This window comes from Burkholderia sp. B21-005 (assembly GCF_020843965.1).
Taxonomy (GTDB): domain Bacteria; phylum Pseudomonadota; class Gammaproteobacteria; order Burkholderiales; family Burkholderiaceae; genus Burkholderia; species Burkholderia ambifaria.
The window spans coordinates 1,019,983-1,038,264 of sequence record NZ_CP086303.1 but is presented as its reverse complement, the minus strand read 5'-3'; the positions used below and the strand labels follow the sequence as shown (position 1 = coordinate 1,038,264).

Here is an 18,282-nt window from a genome sequence, read left to right as displayed (position 1 = left end):
GTATTCATTCTTCAGGATTGAGCGGCCTTCTCGGCTTCCATCTTGCGCAGAACGAAACGCTGGATCTTGCCGCTCGGGGTTTTCGGCAGCGCGTCGACGAAGTCGATCGCGCGGGGATACGCGTGGGCCGACAGCCGCCGCTTCACGTGCTGGCTCAGTTCGTCGGCCAGCGCCGGCGTGCCCTCAAAACCTTTCGACAGCACGACGAACGCCTTGACGATCTCCGTGCGCTCCGGGTCCGGCACGCCGATCACCGCGGCCTCGCTGACGGCCGGGTGTTCGATCAGCGCGCTTTCTACGTCGAATGGGCCGATCCGGTAGCCGGACGACGTGATCACGTCATCCGCGCGGCCGATGAAGCTCACAGTGCCGTCCGGCTCGAGCTCGACGTTGTCGCCGGTCCGGTAGTAGCCGCCCGCGATCGCCGGCGTATCCTGCTGCCAGTAGCCGTAGAACCACAGCAGCGGCGAGCGTGCGATGTCGATCGCGAGGTTGCCGGGCTCGCCCGGGCCGAGCTCGCGACCGGCTTCGTCGAGTACCGCGACGCGATAGCCGGGCATCGCGAGACCGGCCGAACCGGTATGGACGACGTGCGTGAGCCCGTGATGGTTGTTCACGACCATCCCGAGTTCGGTCTGACCGTAGTGATCGTGGATCGGCGCGCCGAGCGCCGCGTGGAACCAGCGCACGACTTCCGGATTCAGCGGTTCGCCCGCGCTGCTGACGACCCGCAGTTGCCCTTTCAGCCGCGCCGCCACTTCGGTGCCGGCCGCCATCAGCATCCGGTACGCGGTCGGCGAACCGGCGAGGCTCGTGATGCCGAGCCGTTCGATCACGTCGCAGGTGCTGTCGACCGTGAAGCTGCCTTCGTACAGCGTCGTTGCATGGCCGAGCAGCAGCGGGCCCGTGATCGCGTAGTAGAGACCGTATGCCCAACCCGGATCGGCGATGTTCCAGAAGCGGTCGCTGGCGCGCAGGTCCACCGCGTCGCGCATGTAGGCGCCGAACGCGAGCAGTGCGCGCAGCGGCACCGGCACGCCCTTCGGCAAACCCGTCGTGCCCGACGTCGACATCATCATGAACAGGTCGGTGCCCTTGCGCGGCACCGGTTCGAACGTGCCCGACTGCGCGTCGAGCGCCGCACGGAAATCGATGTCGCGGGCCGGCAGCGTGTCGCCCGGCTCGCGCACCGTGGCGACCGGCGGGCAATCCACGATCTCGTCGAGCTTCGCGCGATTCGCGATGTTGGTGACGATCAGCCGCGCATCGCTCATGCGCAGCCGGTGTTCGATCGCCTTCGGTCCGAACGCGGTGAAAAGCGGCTGGTAGACGGCCCCCGCGCGCCACGTGCCGAGGATCGTCGCGACGAGTTCGGGCGTGCGCGGCAACAGGCCGGCCACCACGTCACCCGGCTTCACGCCCTGCTCGACCAGCAGGTTCGCGACGCGCGCCGACAGCGCCTGCATCTGCGCGAACGTGAAGCTGCGATGCCGGCCGCCGACGTCGATCCAGTCGAGTGCGATCGCGTTCGCGTCCGCCGCCGCATGCCGGTCGCAGCATTCGACGCAGGCGTTCAGGCCCTGCTCCAGGTCGCCGTGCAGATATGCGGCGGCGGTCTCGATACGGAAGCCGGCCACGGCGTCGGCGTAGGCCGGCACCTCCCGGGCAGTTGCTCCATCACGCATGCGTGTCTCCTGTTCGTTATGACCGCCGGCGAACCGAGGGTATATCGATGATGGTAGACAGCAGTCACATTGCAATCAATGACAAACAGAATCTAGAATCGTGATCGCTTTTGCCATGTCTGGAGGGCATGAAAAAATGGGGCCGCAAATGATCTCGCCCGATTTCGTCGAGGATGCGCTCGAGAGCCTGAGCCGGCAACGGATTCCGGTCGGGCCCGTGCTGCACGCGGCCGGCCTGCCGGCCGCCGTGCGCGGGCCCGTCACGCCGCAGCAGTATGGCCGGCTGTGGCTGGCGATCGCCACCGCGATCGACGACGAATTCTTCGGGCTCGCGGCCCGCCCGATGCGGCGTGGCAGCTTCATGCTGCTGTGCCATGCCGTGCTGGACGCGGGCACGCTCGAGAAGGCGCTGCGGCGTGCGCTGCAGTTCCTGCGCGTGGTGCTCGACGAGCCGCACGGCGAGCTCGTGGTCGCCGACGGGCAGGCGCAGATCGTGCTCAAACAGGCGGGCGCGCCCTATTCCGCGTTCGCTTACCGGACGTTCTGGCTGATCCTGCTCGGCGTCGCCTGCTGGCTGACCGGCCGGCGCATTCCACTGCAGCGCATCGATTTCGCGTGCCCGAGCCCCGACCACCGCAGCGATTACCACCAGTTCTTCGGGGTACCGGTCCATTTCGACCGGCCCGACAGCCGGCTCGCCTTCAACGCCGCGTATCTCGCGCTGCCGACGATCCGCTCCGCACAGGCATTGAAGACCTTCCTGCGCGGCGCGCCCGGCAACCTGCTGGTCCGCTACCGGCACGACACCGGCTGGGTGGCAAAAACGCGCGCGCACCTGAAGGCACTGCCGGCCGCCGAGTGGCCGGACTTCGACACGCTGGCCGTGCGCCTCGGCACGACGCCCGCGACGCTGCGACGACGCTTGCGCAGCGAGGGACAGAGCTTCGCGTCGATCAAGGACGAACTGCGTGGCGCACTGGCCCAGTCGCTGCTGCGCGCGCACAGGCTCAGCGTCGCGGAAATCGCGGCCGAACTCGGCTTCACCGAACCCAGCGCGTTTCATCGCGCGTTCCGGAAATGGACGGGGACGAGCCCGGGCGCGTTTCGGCGCGACGTCAATGCGGCGCAACCGGAGCATTGATGCGCGACGGGGCCGGGCACGCTGCGGGGCCCGGGCACGCTGCGGGATCAGCGCGACATGCCGTCGACGCGCGCGGCCGCCGGCTTGCTGACTTTCGTCGCGACCCTGTTTCGAGGTGAACACGGCTGGCTCCGCGTCGACTGGCTTTTCGTGTGCGCGGCGCTATCGGCGATACCGCTCTGGATGCTGACCGGCGACCCGACGATGTCGATCTGTCGGGTCACGCTGATCGAGCTTGCCGGTCTCGGTCCGACCGTACGCTGTGCGTGATCAAGTACGCGCTGAATACGTGGCATGTCGCGGTTGCGTTCTATCCGTCGGTCGACATCCTCGCGTCGATCGGTATCTGCTTGCTGATGATGGTGTGGCGTCGGGGCGCTGTCGAAAGCGGAGTAGTCTCTGTCGAGTAGCCGTGATGCCGGCATGCGAAGGCCACCGCGGCCCGCCCGGCGAGCACGCGTGGAATCCCGATCCTTCGAACTGATGCGAGGCCCGATATGGATGCAGTTCGTGCAGTCATCGAACCGTATGAAGCCGCACTTCGAGCGGCGATGCTCACCAACGACGTCGACGCACTCGACACGTTGCTGGACGACAACCTGATCTTCACCGTTCCGACCGGGCAGGTCATTGCGAAGCACGACGATCTGTCCGCGCATCGCGCGAAGCTGCTGCGCCTCGACGCACTCGATATCCAGGAGATGGGGACGAAGATGATCGGCGAGATGATTCTCACCACGACGAAGGCGATGCTTGCCGGTCGTTTCGACGGCGCCGCATTCAACGGCATGTTCGCCTATACGCGCCTGTGGCGCCGGTCGGGGAGCGACTGGCGTGTGGTTGCAGGACACGCATCGCAGATCGGTTGAGCTGCGACATGCCGGCAATCGGCGAACTGCGGGATCCAAAAGTGAGTCGATGCAGCGACTGTCACGCACCGACATTCTCGGCGCGCAGGGACCTGCGCCCGTGACGGGAAGAAGAGATGCGCCAACGACGACGGCGCCCCTCGCTGCCATCGCGCTTTTCGCCGCCCAAATGCAGAAACCCCCGCCTTGTCGGGCGGGGGTTTCTGGCTTAGGGAGCCTGACGATTACCTACTTTCACACGGGAATCCGCACTATCATCGGCGTAGAGTCGTTTCACGGTCCTGTTCGGGATGGGAAGGGGTGGGACCGACTCGCTATGGTCATCAGGCAAAGAGGGTTGTCGCGCTGCTTCGCAACGCGACCAATCCGGGAAGAAGCAGTAATTTTGAGTTGTGTGTATCACACACGAGAATCCAACCGGTCCGACGCGCTCTCTAGCGCGAAACAGACTTGTTATAGGATCAAGCCTTACGGGCAATTAGTATCAGTTAGCTGAACGCATTACTGCGCTTACACACCTGACCTATCAACGTCCTGGTCTCGAACGACCCTTCAAGGGGATCTAGTCCCCAGGGATATCTCATCTTAAGGCGAGTTTCCCGCTTAGATGCTTTCAGCGGTTATCTCTTCCGAACATAGCTACCCGGCGATGCCACTGGCGTGACAACCGGTACACCAGAGGTTCGTCCACTCCGGTCCTCTCGTACTAGGAGCAGCCCCCTTCAAATATCCAACGCCCACGGCAGATAGGGACCAAACTGTCTCACGACGTTTTAAACCCAGCTCACGTACCTCTTTAAATGGCGAACAGCCATACCCTTGGGACCGGCTACAGCCCCAGGATGAGATGAGCCGACATCGAGGTGCCAAACACCGCCGTCGATATGAACTCTTGGGCGGTATCAGCCTGTTATCCCCAGAGTACCTTTTATCCGTTGAGCGATGGCCCTTCCATACAGAACCACCGGATCACTATGACCTGCTTTCGCACCTGCTCGACTTGTCGGTCTCGCAGTTAAGCACGCTTATGCCATTGCACTATCAGCACGATTTCCGACCGTACCTAGCGTACCTTCGTACTCCTCCGTTACGCTTTGGGAGGAGACCGCCCCAGTCAAACTGCCTACCATGCACTGTCCCCGACCCGGATCACGGGCCAAGGTTAGAACCTCAAACAAACCAGGGTGGTATTTCAAGGACGGCTCCACCGAAACTAGCGTTCCGGTTTCATAGCCTCCCACCTATCCTACACAGATCGGTTCAAAGTCCAATGCAAAGCTACAGTAAAGGTTCATGGGGTCTTTCCGTCTAGCCGCGGGTAGATTGCATCATCACAAACACTTCAACTTCGCTGAGTCTCGGGAGGAGACAGTGTGGCCATCGTTACGCCATTCGTGCAGGTCGGAACTTACCCGACAAGGAATTTCGCTACCTTAGGACCGTTATAGTTACGGCCGCCGTTTACCGGGACTTCAATCAAGAGCTTGCACCCCATCATTTAATCTTCCGGCACCGGGCAGGCGTCACACCCTATACGTCCACTTTCGTGTTTGCAGAGTGCTGTGTTTTTATTAAACAGTCGCAGCCACCAGTTTATTGCAACCCCTTCACCCTCTGCGCGCAGGCGCATCAAGCTACAAGGGCGTACCTTATCCCGAAGTTACGGTACCAATTTGCCGAGTTCCTTCTCCCGAGTTCTCTCAAGCGCCTTAGAATACTCATCTCGCCCACCTGTGTCGGTTTGCGGTACGGTCATCGTTAGACTGAAGCTTAGAGGCTTTTCTTGGAACCACTTCCAATTGCTTCGCTCCCTAAGGAGCTCGCGCCACACCCTTGAATTGCGCACCCGGATTTGCCTAAGTGCCTTCTCCAATGCAGCGACCGGGACTTCCAACACCCGGACAACCTTCCGCGATCCGTCCCCCCATCGCATCTAACAATGGTGCAGGAATATTGACCTGCTTCCCATCAGCTACGCATTTCTGCCTCGCCTTAGGGGCCGACTCACCCTACGCCGATGAACGTTGCGTAGGAAACCTTGGGCTTACGGCGAGGGGGCCTTTCACCCCCTTTATCGCTACTCATGTCAGCATTCGCACTTCCGATACCTCCAGCACGCTTTTCAACGCACCTTCGCAGGCTTACGGAACGCTCTCCTACCATGCGAGCATAGCTCGCATCCGCAGCTTCGGTATATAGCTTAGCCCCGTTACATCTTCCGCGCAGGACGACTCGATCAGTGAGCTATTACGCTTTCTTTAAAGGGTGGCTGCTTCTAAGCCAACCTCCTGACTGTTTTAGCCTTCCCACTTCGTTTCCCACTTAGCTATATTTGGGGACCTTAGCTGGCGGTCTGGGTTGTTTCCCTCTTGACACCGGACGTTAGCACCCGATGTCTGTCTCCCGTGATTGCACTCTTCGGTATTCGGAGTTTGCTATGGCGGGGTAATCTGCAATAGACCCCCCAACCATGACAGTGCTCTACCCCCGAAGGTGAGACACGAGGCACTACCTAAATAGTTTTCGGAGAGAACCAGCTATTTCCAAGTTTGTTTAGCCTTTCACCCCTATCCACAGCTCATCCCCTAACTTTTCAACGTTAGTGGGTTCGGACCTCCAGTACGTGTTACCGCACCTTCATCCTGGCCATGGATAGATCACTTGGTTTCGGGTCTACGCCCAGCAACTGAACGCCCTATTCGGACTCGCTTTCGCTACGCCTGCCCTATACGGTTAAGCTTGCTACTGAACGTAAGTCGCTGACCCATTATACAAAAGGTACGCCGTCACCCCTTACGAGGCTCCGACTGTTTGTATGCATGCGGTTTCAGGATCTATTTCACTCCCCTCCCGGGGTTCTTTTCGCCTTTCCCTCACGGTACTGGTTCACTATCGGTCGATCACGAGTATTTAGCCTTGGAGGATGGTCCCCCCATCTTCAGACAGGATTTCACGTGTCCCGCCCTACTTGTCGTACACTTAGTTCTTTCATACTGTTTTCGCCTACGGGGCTATCACCCGCTATGGCCGCACTTTCCAGAGCGTTCGGCTAACAATACAAATAAAGAGTACAAGGCTCATCCCATTTCGCTCGCCACTACTTTGGGAATCTCGGTTGATTTCTTTTCCTGCGGTTACTTAGATGTTTCAGTTCACCGCGTTCGCTTCACATGGCCTATGTATTCAGCCATGGATACTCCAAAAGGAGTGGGTTTCCCCATTCGGACATCTACGGATCAAAGCTCGTTTGCCAGCTCCCCGTAGCTTTTCGCAGGCTACCGCGTCCTTCATCGCCTGTGATCGCCAAGGCATCCACCACATGCACTTGTTCGCTTGACCCTATAACGAGTCTGTCTCGTTATAGGTTGAGTTCTCGCGTTGTGCCGTATTCCAATTTAAGTCGAACATAGAGTTCGAATCATCTTGAGATACATCGATACAATCACAACCCGGATAACTTTCACGTCCATCTCATAGACGCTTCCGCTATCCAAATTACTTACTTCTTCCAGATTGTTAAAGAACGACAGCCGATATGGTGTTACTCATATCACTCTGACTGGCTCAATCGCCAATGACAAAAATTCGACTACGTCGAACGCTTGTCATTGAAGATTGGTGGAGGCAGACGGGATCGAACCGACGACCCCCTGCTTGCAAAGCAGGTGCTCTCCCAGCTGAGCTATGCCCCCATGTACAGATGACCTCAGGATGTACCTACCGCCAGACAATGGTGGGTCTGGTTGGATTCGAACCAACGACCCCCGCCTTATCAAGACGGTGCTCTAACCGACTGAGCTACAGACCCCTGAGTCTGTCTTTAATTTACAGCCGATAAGCGTGAGCGCTCAACTTTGCGAGAAGCTCTGGAAAGGAGGTGATCCAGCCGCACCTTCCGATACGGCTACCTTGTTACGACTTCACCCCAGTCATGAATCCTACCGTGGTGACCGTCCTCCTTGCGGTTAGACTAGCCACTTCTGGTAAAACCCACTCCCATGGTGTGACGGGCGGTGTGTACAAGACCCGGGAACGTATTCACCGCGGCATGCTGATCCGCGATTACTAGCGATTCCAGCTTCATGCACTCGAGTTGCAGAGTGCAATCCGGACTACGATCGGTTTTCTGGGATTAGCTCCCCCTCGCGGGTTGGCAACCCTCTGTTCCGACCATTGTATGACGTGTGAAGCCCTACCCATAAGGGCCATGAGGACTTGACGTCATCCCCACCTTCCTCCGGTTTGTCACCGGCAGTCTCCTTAGAGTGCTCTTGCGTAGCAACTAAGGACAAGGGTTGCGCTCGTTGCGGGACTTAACCCAACATCTCACGACACGAGCTGACGACAGCCATGCAGCACCTGTGCGCCGGTTCTCTTTCGAGCACTCCCACCTCTCAGCAGGATTCCGACCATGTCAAGGGTAGGTAAGGTTTTTCGCGTTGCATCGAATTAATCCACATCATCCACCGCTTGTGCGGGTCCCCGTCAATTCCTTTGAGTTTTAATCTTGCGACCGTACTCCCCAGGCGGTCAACTTCACGCGTTAGCTACGTTACTAAGGAAATGAATCCCCAACAACTAGTTGACATCGTTTAGGGCGTGGACTACCAGGGTATCTAATCCTGTTTGCTCCCCACGCTTTCGTGCATGAGCGTCAGTATTGGCCCAGGGGGCTGCCTTCGCCATCGGTATTCCTCCACATCTCTACGCATTTCACTGCTACACGTGGAATTCTACCCCCCTCTGCCATACTCTAGCTTGCCAGTCACCAATGCAGTTCCCAGGTTGAGCCCGGGGATTTCACATCGGTCTTAACAAACCGCCTGCGCACGCTTTACGCCCAGTAATTCCGATTAACGCTCGCACCCTACGTATTACCGCGGCTGCTGGCACGTAGTTAGCCGGTGCTTATTCTTCCGGTACCGTCATCCCCCGGTTATATTAGAACCAAGGATTTCTTTCCGGACAAAAGTGCTTTACAACCCGAAGGCCTTCTTCACACACGCGGCATTGCTGGATCAGGCTTTCGCCCATTGTCCAAAATTCCCCACTGCTGCCTCCCGTAGGAGTCTGGGCCGTGTCTCAGTCCCAGTGTGGCTGGTCGTCCTCTCAGACCAGCTACTGATCGTCGCCTTGGTAGGCCTTTACCCCACCAACTAGCTAATCAGCCATCGGCCAACCCTATAGCGCGAGGCCCGAAGGTCCCCCGCTTTCATCCGTAGATCGTATGCGGTATTAATCCGGCTTTCGCCGGGCTATCCCCCACTACAGGACATGTTCCGATGTATTACTCACCCGTTCGCCACTCGCCACCAGGTGCAAGCACCCGTGCTGCCGTTCGACTTGCATGTGTAAGGCATGCCGCCAGCGTTCAATCTGAGCCAGGATCAAACTCTTCAGTTTAAACCTGTTACTGTTTTCGGTTCGGTTAAGAACCGGTCGCTCACTCAAAGCTGACAGGAATATGAATTGCTTCATAAACCTGACTTACTTTAGTGTGAGACTCTTGATACTTTCGCTATCTGATCCGAGGATCAGCTCGCTTCCATCAAGCGCCCACACTTATCGGCTGTTAATTTTTAAAGAGCATTTCTGCGAGAAACCTTCTGTTTCTCAGCAGCGCTGCGTTTTCAGCAGCAGAGAAGCGAGATTATGAACCGTCTTTCTTCGCTCGTCAACAACTTTCTGAACTGCTTCGTTGCGACGGCGGAGGTTCAACTTCGTGTGCGCCGGGGCTCCTACAACCTACCCTCGACAGCACCGCTTCCCTTCCCTCCCGCGCCGCGTTTCCGTTAGCGCGAAAGAGGCGTGATTCTAAGCACCCCACCCCGTCTCCACAAGCCCCTTTGTGAAAATATTTTGAAAAAGCCCCCGTGCGCTGCCGCGCACGGGGGCTTGGTGCATGGCGCTCTAAATACAGCTTCGCCAGGCGCCCGCGAAGGATCCTGCGCGCGTCCTTCTTTCGTCCTATATATAAGAGGCCGACAGCATCCCGTATGTACCTCGTGTCAGTCACCATGCCGCGGAACAAACAAAGGGGTACGCGCCGTCGAGTATCATCCCGCGATCGAACAACGCACTCATAACGACGATGGACAGCACCACTCAATCCGGCGACGCCGATCTTCGCGACGAATATGCCGCGCTGCGCGAGCGCGCCGTCATGCTGGAAGAACAGGTCCCGCCGCTTCTGCAACGCATCTCGGATCTCCTGCCGCGTATCAGCGGCGAGTCCGAACTGGCGGACGAGCATCGCGAACGGCTCGTCGGCGCACGCAACGCCGCGATGGTCTCGATCGAAAACTATCAGCAGGCGATCCCGTTCCTGCAGACGGCCGACTCGATCATCGAGCAGCTCGACAAGACGCCCGAGCGCGACGAGGACATCGAGTGGCGCGAATCGCTGCTGCAGCGACTCGACGAACTGATCGACGTCGCGGTCGTGATGATCGACGATGCGCAAGCCTATTTCGAGCAAGCGGACGCTTGCGATCTCTCCAGCGTGCCGAAGTCCATTCTCGAAGACTGAGCATCACGGCCGGGAGGCGTACGGCGCATCGCCTGAACATGTTGCGCATGCCACCGGCTGCGCACCTGCCGACCGGCTGTCACTGCTCGACACCTTGACGTCGACAGTCCGATACGTTCCCCGCAAAAGCTCACCTTGCCGTCACGGGCTCACGGGTACCAGCCAGCCGCGGCCCGTGAGTGACTAGAGCATATCGAGCACGATCGTCTCGCGGACGATCGGCACACGGATATACCCGCCCTCCGCGTCGCCATACGCGTGCGCGTTTCCGTCGATCACGTATTGCGCGGTCAATGCGCATAGCGTGGCGTCCCGCGCGTCGACCGAGCGCAGTGTCGACACGTCGATCCCGACTTGCGCGAGCAATTGCCGGCGCTGGTTGCGTTTCTGCTTCGCCGACGCAATCGCCTTGCCGAGCATCGCGCAGGTAATCGCGTACGGATAGGTCTCGAAGCTCACGTTTCCGCCGGCATATCGTGCGTCGGTAAGCAGCGGATAGGCCTGCGCCAGCGCGCGGTACACGCGCTCGCCCATGAACATCCAGTCGAAGAAGCCCGACGCACTGGTCACGGCCTGTTCGCGCGACGGCGTCGGAAAGCACGAGATCCGCTCACGCGCGAGCGCCTGCTCGGCCGCGCGGCGCCCGCTTCCCGTCCACCACAGGCTCGGCGCATCGACGCCGACGGCCACCACGTCATGCTCGATACACAGCGAAGGCAGCGCTTCGGGCGCGATTCGCGCCTCACGGCAGACGATCGTCGAGCCGCGCAGGATCACGAGATCGCATTGCTTCTTGTCGCCGCCCACGTCGACACCCGCCACCGCAGGCGATGACCACGCGACGGATCGGGATCGGGCCGCCGGCACGGCTGCGCGTCAGTCCGCCGGCCGCGCGTCATACGCGGCATCGAAGATCCCTTCCAGGCCGGGATGCACGCCGCGCATCCGGTCGACGACCGACTTCGCCCAATCGAAGTACGCCTGCTTGCGCTCGAGCGACCAGTCCGCGGGCGGATGCCGCGCGATGTCGCGCAGGTTGCAGATCTTGTCGGCCAGCTTCACGAGCTTCGCGCGTCGGCTGATGCTCGCCGCATGCTCGACCTGAAGGCGCTTGCGCTCGTCCTTCGGCAACGACTTGTCGTCGGTGACTTCCATCACGATGTCCGCGACGTCCTTGCCGAACAGCCGCAGCAGTTCCTGCTCGGTTGTCTCCGTATCCTCGATCGTGTCGTGCAACACAGCCGCGACGATCACGCGCTCGTCCTCGATGCCGGCTTCGTTGGCCAGCACATCGGCCAGCGCGATCGGATGGTTGATGTACGGCGATGCCTCGTCGTCCTTGCGCCGCTGATTGCGATGCTTGTCCGCCGCGAATGCGATGGCAGCTACCAGCTTGTTCATATTGACCCCTCGTGTGGCCGGACTACGGCCGGCAGAACCGGTCGCGTCCGTTTCGGAACCGCACATACTACCTGTACGCGATGATCATTCCCACGTATCGGGAACATCGAGCCGCCCGACGTCATGCGCCGGCCGTCTCGCGCTGCAGCCCGACCACGTTGACCTGCGCGCCGAACACGTCCCGCACGAGCGGCAGCAGGTGATCGTGGTGCGTCAGGAACAGCACCTGGGTTCGCGTCGACAGATCGCGCAGCGCCTCGAGCCCCGCCTTCGCACGCGCATCGTCGAAGTTGATGAACAGATCGTCGGCAACGAACGGCAACGCGGTCCGGCTGGCGAGCTGCAGTTCGAGCGCCGCGATCCGCAGCGCGAGGAACAACTGATCGCGCGTCCCTTCGCTCAGGCCGGCAACCTCGACCGACGTGCCCTTCGTGCGCCGCGCGTACAGCGCGGGCGGCGTCCGTTCGGTGTCGACGGTCAGCCGTGCGAATTCGCCGAGCGTGAGCCCCGCGAAAATCTCGCCCGCCCGGCGCAGCATCGGCCCCTGCTTCTGGTCGCGATAGCGATCGGTCGCCCACTTCAGCAAACGGCTCGCGGTCGCCGCTTCCAGATACTGTTCGGCCGCATCGCCCATCGCGGCCAGCGCTTCCTGTCGCTTCGCCTCGGCCACGGCCGCGCTCGCCTGGCCGTCGATCGCGCCGAATGCCTGCTGGGCGACGACCTGTTGTTGCGCGAGCGCGTTCAGGCGCTTGCCGACGTCGCCGAGCGACTGCTTCACTGCTTCGAGATGCGCGGGCACGTCGGCGATGTCCTGTTCCGCGACCTCGGCCTCGACGGCCGCCTGGGACAACCCGTCGCCATCGCGCACCAGCGCCTCCTTCGCGGCATCGACAGCCTGCCGAAGCTGGCGCTGTCGATCCGATCGCTCGGCCAGCGGCAGCGCCGCGTCGATCGACGCGACGCCGGCCAGTTGCAGCAACGGCTGAATGCGTGCATCCGCACCCGCCACCGCAGCAGCCGCATCGGCGACCTTGCCGTCGGCCTGCCGCACCGCGTCGTCGGCACGATCGATCGCACGCGCGGTTTCCCGTGCGGCCGCCACGCGCATCGTCAACCGGCGCGCAACGTCCAGCCAGTCGCCGCTCGCCAGCCATGCGGGCTCGAGCGCTTCAGCCAGCCGACGTGCGCCGGCCTCGAGCGCGGCCAGCTCCGCACGGATCGCGGCCATCCGGTTGCGCGGCGCATCGGCGCCGGCCAATTCGGCCGTCACCGCATTCGCGAGCCCGAGCGCCCCTTCCGCTGCAGCCAGCGTCACCGCATTCGCTGACAGCTTCGCGTCGGCGAGCGCATCGCGCCATTGTGCTTGCCACGCATCGTAGGCCGCCTGGGCCTGGCCGGCGCGTGAACGGGCCGTCGCGCATCCGCGTTCGGCTTCGCGCGCGCGATCCTCCAGGCTGTCCTTCTGCGCGAGCGTCTTCTCGGCCGATTGCACGAACGTCTCGGCGATCGCGATGAGCGCCGCCAGCCCGTCGGCGTCGCTGCCGCGCGACACCAGGCGCAGCGCCGCACGCAACGCAGCTTCCGCGCCGGCCCGCGCTTCGCGGATCGTCTCGAATTCGCGGCGCTGGCGGTCAAGGTCGAGTTGCGCGGCAAACACCATGTCGCGCTTCGCGAGCCAGTCGCCCATCGCCGCCAGCGGCATGCCAGGCACGCCGGCCGTCGCCGCGAGGTCGGACCATGCGTCGCGGTGCGCGGCCAGCTCGCGCTCACGCTCGTTGACTGTCGCCTGCCGGCGCGTCAATACAGCGCGGGCGGACTCAACCTGCTGACGCAGCGATTGCAACGTCGCCGCCGCTTGCGTGGCGCCGAGCTGCGCATCGACGAGTTCGTCGGCGAGGCGAATTGCATCGTCGACGGCCGGCGCACCCGTTGCAAGATCGACCGCGCCGCTGCGGATGTCGCCCCACGCACCGTCGCGGCGTGCGCGCGCCGCCAGCACCTCGGCGGTCGTGACGACCTTGTGGGTTTCGGCGAAATGCTTCTCCTGCAATTCGAGCCGCTCGAGTTCCTCCTGCGCGCCGTCGCGCGCATCGCGTGCGGCGGCCGCCGCGCTCGCGCGCTCGCTTGCTTCGTTGAGCAGCGCGCCGAGCCGCGTCGCCGACGGCACATCGAGCACACGCAGCGCGTCGACCGGCTTGCGCCACTGGCCGAGCGCATCGAGCGCATCAGCGAGCGAGCGCTCCGCGGCGGCGATGTCGCGTTCGAGCGCCTGTTCGCGCTGGCCGCTGCTGCGAAAACCCTGCGCGTCGGCGAGCGCCGCTCGAAGCACTTCCGGCACATCGACCGTGGACAGGCGCGCCAGTTGTTCCTGCGCCTGCGCGAGTTCCTGCGTGCGCTCGTCGAGCGATTCGCGCGCGCCGGCCAGCGCCTGATGCAGCGCGCCGTGATCCCGCAACAGGTTCGCGACCGTCTTCAGCGACAGCGCGGTCGGCAGCGACGCCCGCAGCGACGCCTCGTCGGTCGGCCAGCCGAGCTGAGCCGCGGCGGAACCGGCGGCGGACAGATGCCGCTCGACGTCCGCGCCGAGCAACAGCAGATCCTGTGCGTGATTCATGCATGCGCCGCGCAACCGGTCGAGTGCTTCGATGTCGCCTTCGAGCGCCAGCGCGTCGGCATCCGGATCGATCGCATCGCGCGCCTGCCGTTTCGCGAGCAGGTCCGCACGGCGCTCCTCGAGCACCTTCTGTTCGGCCGCGAGATCGCCTTGCGCTTTCAGCAGGTCTGCGTATGCGGTCGGCGGCAACTCGACGACAGCGCCCAGTTCGGCAAGCGCCGCTTCCTTGATCGTCAATTCCTTCAGGTACGGCGCCAATCGCCGCACGCGCTCGAGCTTCGAGCGCAGCGCTTCAAGGCGGCGCTGCTCCGTGCGCGCCTGCTCGATCTCCTGCTCGACCGCATCGCGCGCTTCCTTGCGATCGACCCAGTCGCGCGTGCGCACCTGGACGGCCTTCAGTTCGCCGACCGCTTCGTTGAACAACGCCTCCGCCTGCGCGAATGCGCTGCCGCTGCGTCGCGGCGCCCACAGCTCGCCCGCCCGCACGTCGAGTTCCTCGCGCACGGGCCCGAGCGTGCCGACGCCCGCCGCCGATTCGAACAGTACCTGGCCGAGTTTGTCGGACGCGTCGAGTATGCTCCGGCCGCCGTCGACGAGCCGACCGTGGTCGAGCCCGAACATCTGCTCGAAGAATTCGCGCGTCGCGCCGTCGAGGATGGCGTTCAGATAGTCGTCCGGCAGTTTGTCGTCGTCGGGTGTGCGCAGCGGGCTGCGCCCGCGGGCACGATGAAAGGCGAGCGCGCCGGTGCCGCTCTCCAGCATGCCGCCGATCCGCAGTTCGGGCGTCGTATGCAGGAAGTCGAGCGGCGTCTGCAGCTTCATCCCGAACAGCAGTTCCGACACGGCCGTCCGGATCGTCGACTTGCCGGCCTCGTTCGGCCCCACGATCACGTGGAAATCCTGGCCGGCCGACGGAAAGCGCAGCGTCTCGTCGGTGAACTTGCCGTACTTGATCAGATCGAGTTGGCTGATGCGCATCGCTTATTCCCCCCTCGCCAGCCGCGCGAGCAACGCGGGGCCGACCTGCTCGACCAGCGCCGTGAGTTCGCCGGCGCGCGCCATCGTCAGTAGCGGCACCTCTTCCTTCACGTCGCTGCGCACCTTGCCGATGAACGGCTTCAGGTCGCGCTCGAGCAGCGCGAGGAAATCCGGATCGTGCGCGGCGTCTGCCAGGATCTGCTTGAGATCCTCCAGCGCCTCGAGTTGCTCGCTCTCGCCTTGCGGCTGCTCGGGCGCGGACGTCACGAGCCGGACCTTCTCCAGCCACAGCCGTTCGTTGCCGATGATGCCGATCTGGTTCAGCACCTCCGCGCGCAGTTGCGGCGCGCGCCCGAAAAAGAGGCCGTGCGCGGGTGTACGCCCCGTGACCGTCACGCGCACCGCGCGCGGCACGTGGCCATCGACGTTCAGCAGCGCCTCCAGCGACTGGCCGATCTTTCTCGACAGGTCGGCGACCGTCAAGCAGTCGGACGCGTCGACCGACACGGCTTCCCAGCGCAGCACGTCGAGGTACAGACGTTCGATGTGCGTGCGTCCCTGCTCGATCGTCACGAGCACTGCGCCGCGGCGGCCCGTCTCGCGAATATGGCGGCCCTGCAGGTTGCCGGGAAACACGACGGTCGACGGCCCCGACCATTGCTGGAACTCGTGCACGTGGCCGAGCGCCCAGTAGTCGTAGCCTTTCGCGTGCAGCTCCGCCAGCGTGCACGGCGCATAGTTCGCATGCGCGGCATAGCCTTCGAGCGCGGTGTGCAGCACGCCGATGTTGTAGTAACCCGGCACCGGGTCCGGATAGCCGATCGCGAGATTGTCGACGACGGCCTTGTCCTTGAAGCTCTGCCCATGCAGCGCCACGTCGAATTCCGGCAGCCGGTGGGTTTCCGGCTTGCGGTGGCCGAACACGGTGACGTTGTCGGGCAAGGTGAGCTTCTTCGTCATTTCGCTTTCGGCATCGTGATTGCCGCCGAGCACGAATGCGCGAATGCCGGCCTTGCGCAGGCGGCCCATTTGCTGGCCGAAGAAAATGCCGGTGTTGTGGTCCTTCCAGTCGCCGTCGTACAGGTCGCCGGCGATCACGAGGAACGCAACTTCCTCTTCGATCGCACGATCCACGAGTTGCCGCAGCGCCTCGCGCGACGCGTTGCGCAACTGCGCGGCCGGCGCGTCGGGATACGCGCTCAGGCCGTGCAACGGACTGTCAAGGTGAATGTCTGCCGCGTGGATGAACTTCACGAAGATTCCTCTGTTTCATGACGAAGGGGCGATGTCGACCGGCATCGTACGATATCGAACGCCGGGCACGGCCGCCCGTCGCCAGCGGGTCGGGATGGTACCTGAAAGCGGACACCGCGCAGGCGCACGGCCCGGCAACCCGACGACGGCGAGTTCGTCCCGCCGCGTCACTCGCCGCGCGGCACGGGCGGCGGTGCAAAACCGTTGTCGTTGCCCGGGAACGGATTCGCGTTGCGACGCAGCGCTTCCTCGTCGCTTTCCTTCTGCGCGAACAATGCGACGCCGATCACACCGACGTTCGCCGTCTCGCCGTACTTCGAATTCGTGATGCCTCGGCATGTTACCCGACCACGCTAGGACGCCCGGCAGCCGGGAGCCCCGCTATTTAAGCATGGCGTGCAGGCAATGGGCAGAGCGTACACGGAGCGCCTGTTTCGGTCCGCGGCGCACACTTCCGGTCACGATGCACGGCGCATCAATAAAAAAAGCCCGGCCCGCATCGAAGCGGGCCGGGCTTGCGCGGGAAGCGGGTCGCTTACAGCGCGCCGCCTTGCGCCGACGCCGAACCCTTCACGCCGACCGATGCGCCGCCCTGCACCGAGTTCGTCGCGCCCTCGAGCGCTTCGCCGGCCTTCGCCTTCGCGCCGCCGGCGACATCGCCCGCCGTCGACACCGCGCCTTGCGCATGGTTCTTCGCCGAGCTCGCGACGTGCTTCACGTGCGACTTCGTCGCGTGCGTGGCCGATACCGCCGCGTCCTTCGCCGAACCGGCGGCCGAGCCGACTGCCTGCGTCGCGCCACCGACCGTGTTGCCGGCCGCCGAGCCGACGCTACCGACCGTCTTGCCCACGCCGTTCAGCGCACCGCCGACGACGTTGCCTGCGCCCGAACCCGAGCCCGCGGCATTCGCGCCCGCGCCAGCCTGCACGCCCACGCCGCCACCGAGCAGCGGCGTCTGGACTTGCGCGCCGACGCCGGCGGAACCCTCAGCGCCCGTCTGGGCCGTTTGTGCGAAAGCCGCCGATGCGATTGCCGTCAGCGCGGCGCCAAGCAGAATCGTGCGAATCTTGTTCATGGTCATTCTCCCCAAAGACGTTGTTGCTGCGGGCCGCGTTCCGCGGCTGGTCGCATGCCTCACCGCGACGTGCGGCAGGTGGAGCTAATGTAGCGGCGCCAACGTCCAAAACCGTCGAATTGCGGGGACTGTTACTTCAGTTGCAAATGCTGACGATTGACTCACACTGTTTGACAAACATCGAAATCGGCCCGTGATTGGCGCCGTCCGATGGCATGCATCGGTGCGCCGGGCACAACGCGCGGTTAGCAGGGAAAGCGGCCATTCCTGTAGGCATCCCAAAGGATCTCGGTCGGCCAGCCGTCGGTGCGGCCCGACGAACGGCTTCGCGCGATCAGCTCGATGTCGTCGGATACGCACGCCGCGATGTCGGCATTCCCCGATGCGCGGAACGCCAGCCTGAACGCCTTTTCCCTGAGCGCGTCCACCGCCTGCTTGTCGAGCGGGGCACCCGGTTCGCCGTCGACTTCGTCGAACGCCGTCATCCAGCGCGCGTCGAACGGCTCCGCGTCGCGGCTGGCCAGCGCGCGATCGCAATCGACGTCGCCGAGGAAATCGAAAAACCCCGGGGCCGACAGGATGGCGTCCATTTCAAGCAGATGCGCGTTCGTCACGGCGGCCCCTTGCCACGATGCGTGGCCGTTCTGTTCATCGATCGTTGCCGCCATGCGCCGCTTTCACGTTCGGCATCGGCGACGCGCAGCCCCGTATCCGCCGCGACCGGCAGACGGGAGCC

Annotated in this window: 11 protein-coding genes, 2 tRNA genes, 3 rRNA genes and 1 pseudogene; 4 read left to right on the top strand and 13 right to left on the bottom strand. The window is 62.9% G+C overall.

Going from position 1 to position 18,282, the window contains the following annotated elements; genetic code table 11:
• Positions 1–11: 11 nt before the first annotated feature.
• On the bottom strand, positions 12–1,685 hold the full coding sequence (locus LMA02_RS35140; protein ID WP_228910435.1) for an acyl-CoA synthetase: 1,674 nt from the start codon (positions 1,683–1,685) through the stop codon (positions 12–14).
• Between the two features lie 136 nt (positions 1,686–1,821).
• On the opposite strand from LMA02_RS35140, the gene LMA02_RS35135 reads away from it, so the two are divergent.
• From LMA02_RS35135 to LMA02_RS35125, 3 genes and pseudogenes are all read left to right on the top strand, one after another.
• The gene (locus LMA02_RS35135; protein ID WP_228910434.1) at positions 1,822–2,826 is read left to right on the top strand and encodes an AraC family transcriptional regulator; all 1,005 of its coding nucleotides are present in this window, start codon (positions 1,822–1,824) and stop codon (positions 2,824–2,826) included.
• A gap of 72 nt (positions 2,827–2,898) precedes the next feature.
• Positions 2,899–3,236, top strand: a pseudogene (locus LMA02_RS35130) (hypothetical protein); the annotation flags it as partial.
• An 87-nt stretch (positions 3,237–3,323) separates the two neighbouring features.
• Complete coding sequence (locus tag LMA02_RS35125; RefSeq protein ID WP_228910433.1) at positions 3,324–3,695, top strand: nuclear transport factor 2 family protein; 372 nt, start codon at positions 3,324–3,326, stop codon at positions 3,693–3,695.
• A gap of 215 nt (positions 3,696–3,910) precedes the next feature.
• On the opposite strand, the gene rrf is transcribed toward LMA02_RS35125, so the two are convergent.
• From rrf to LMA02_RS35100, 5 genes are all read right to left on the bottom strand, one after another.
• A 5S ribosomal RNA gene (gene rrf / locus LMA02_RS35120) occupies positions 3,911–4,023 on the bottom strand.
• Positions 4,024–4,152: 129 nt separating this feature from the next.
• Positions 4,153–7,034, bottom strand: a 23S ribosomal RNA gene (locus LMA02_RS35115).
• Between the two features lie 277 nt (positions 7,035–7,311).
• A tRNA-Ala gene (locus LMA02_RS35110) sits at positions 7,312–7,387 on the bottom strand.
• A 39-nt stretch (positions 7,388–7,426) separates the two neighbouring features.
• Positions 7,427–7,503 (bottom strand) — tRNA-Ile (locus LMA02_RS35105).
• A 62-nt stretch (positions 7,504–7,565) separates the two neighbouring features.
• Positions 7,566–9,098, bottom strand: a 16S ribosomal RNA gene (locus LMA02_RS35100).
• The 16S, 23S and 5S rRNA genes sit together here with 2 tRNA genes alongside, the layout of an rRNA operon.
• A gap of 688 nt (positions 9,099–9,786) precedes the next feature.
• Between LMA02_RS35100 and LMA02_RS35095 the strand changes: the two genes are divergently transcribed.
• Positions 9,787–10,224 (top strand): ATPase, encoded by a 438-nt coding sequence (locus tag LMA02_RS35095; RefSeq protein ID WP_228910432.1) that lies wholly within the window; start codon positions 9,787–9,789, stop codon positions 10,222–10,224.
• 183 nt (positions 10,225–10,407) lie between these two features.
• On the opposite strand, the gene LMA02_RS35090 is transcribed toward LMA02_RS35095, so the two are convergent.
• The 7 genes from LMA02_RS35090 to LMA02_RS35065 all read right to left on the bottom strand — a co-directional run bounded on the left by LMA02_RS35090 (position 10,408) and on the right by LMA02_RS35065 (position 18,214).
• The gene (locus LMA02_RS35090; protein ID WP_228910431.1) at positions 10,408–11,091 is read right to left on the bottom strand and encodes a DUF429 domain-containing protein; all 684 of its coding nucleotides are present in this window, start codon (positions 11,089–11,091) and stop codon (positions 10,408–10,410) included.
• Between the two features lie 9 nt (positions 11,092–11,100).
• Positions 11,101–11,625 (bottom strand): HD domain-containing protein, encoded by a 525-nt coding sequence (locus tag LMA02_RS35085; RefSeq protein ID WP_228910430.1) that lies wholly within the window; start codon positions 11,623–11,625, stop codon positions 11,101–11,103.
• 121 nt (positions 11,626–11,746) lie between these two features.
• Positions 11,747–15,217, bottom strand: coding sequence for a YhaN family protein (locus LMA02_RS35080; RefSeq protein ID WP_228910429.1), 3,471 nt, complete (start codon positions 15,215–15,217; stop codon positions 11,747–11,749).
• Between the two features lie 3 nt (positions 15,218–15,220).
• A complete protein-coding gene (locus tag LMA02_RS35075) occupies positions 15,221–16,471 on the bottom strand; it encodes a metallophosphoesterase family protein (RefSeq protein ID WP_228910428.1) in 1,251 nt (416 codons plus the stop codon).
• A gap of 167 nt (positions 16,472–16,638) precedes the next feature.
• The gene (locus LMA02_RS35370; RefSeq protein WP_267479001.1) at positions 16,639–16,761 is read right to left on the bottom strand and encodes a hypothetical protein; all 123 of its coding nucleotides are present in this window, start codon (positions 16,759–16,761) and stop codon (positions 16,639–16,641) included.
• Positions 16,762–17,006: 245 nt separating this feature from the next.
• The gene (locus tag LMA02_RS35070; protein WP_228910427.1) at positions 17,007–17,546 is read right to left on the bottom strand and encodes a hypothetical protein; all 540 of its coding nucleotides are present in this window, start codon (positions 17,544–17,546) and stop codon (positions 17,007–17,009) included.
• Positions 17,547–17,791: 245 nt separating this feature from the next.
• Positions 17,792–18,214: a hypothetical protein gene (locus LMA02_RS35065; protein ID WP_228910426.1), complete on the bottom strand. Its 423-nt coding sequence runs from the start codon at positions 18,212–18,214 to the stop codon at positions 17,792–17,794.
• Between the last annotated feature and the right edge of the window lie 68 nt (positions 18,215–18,282).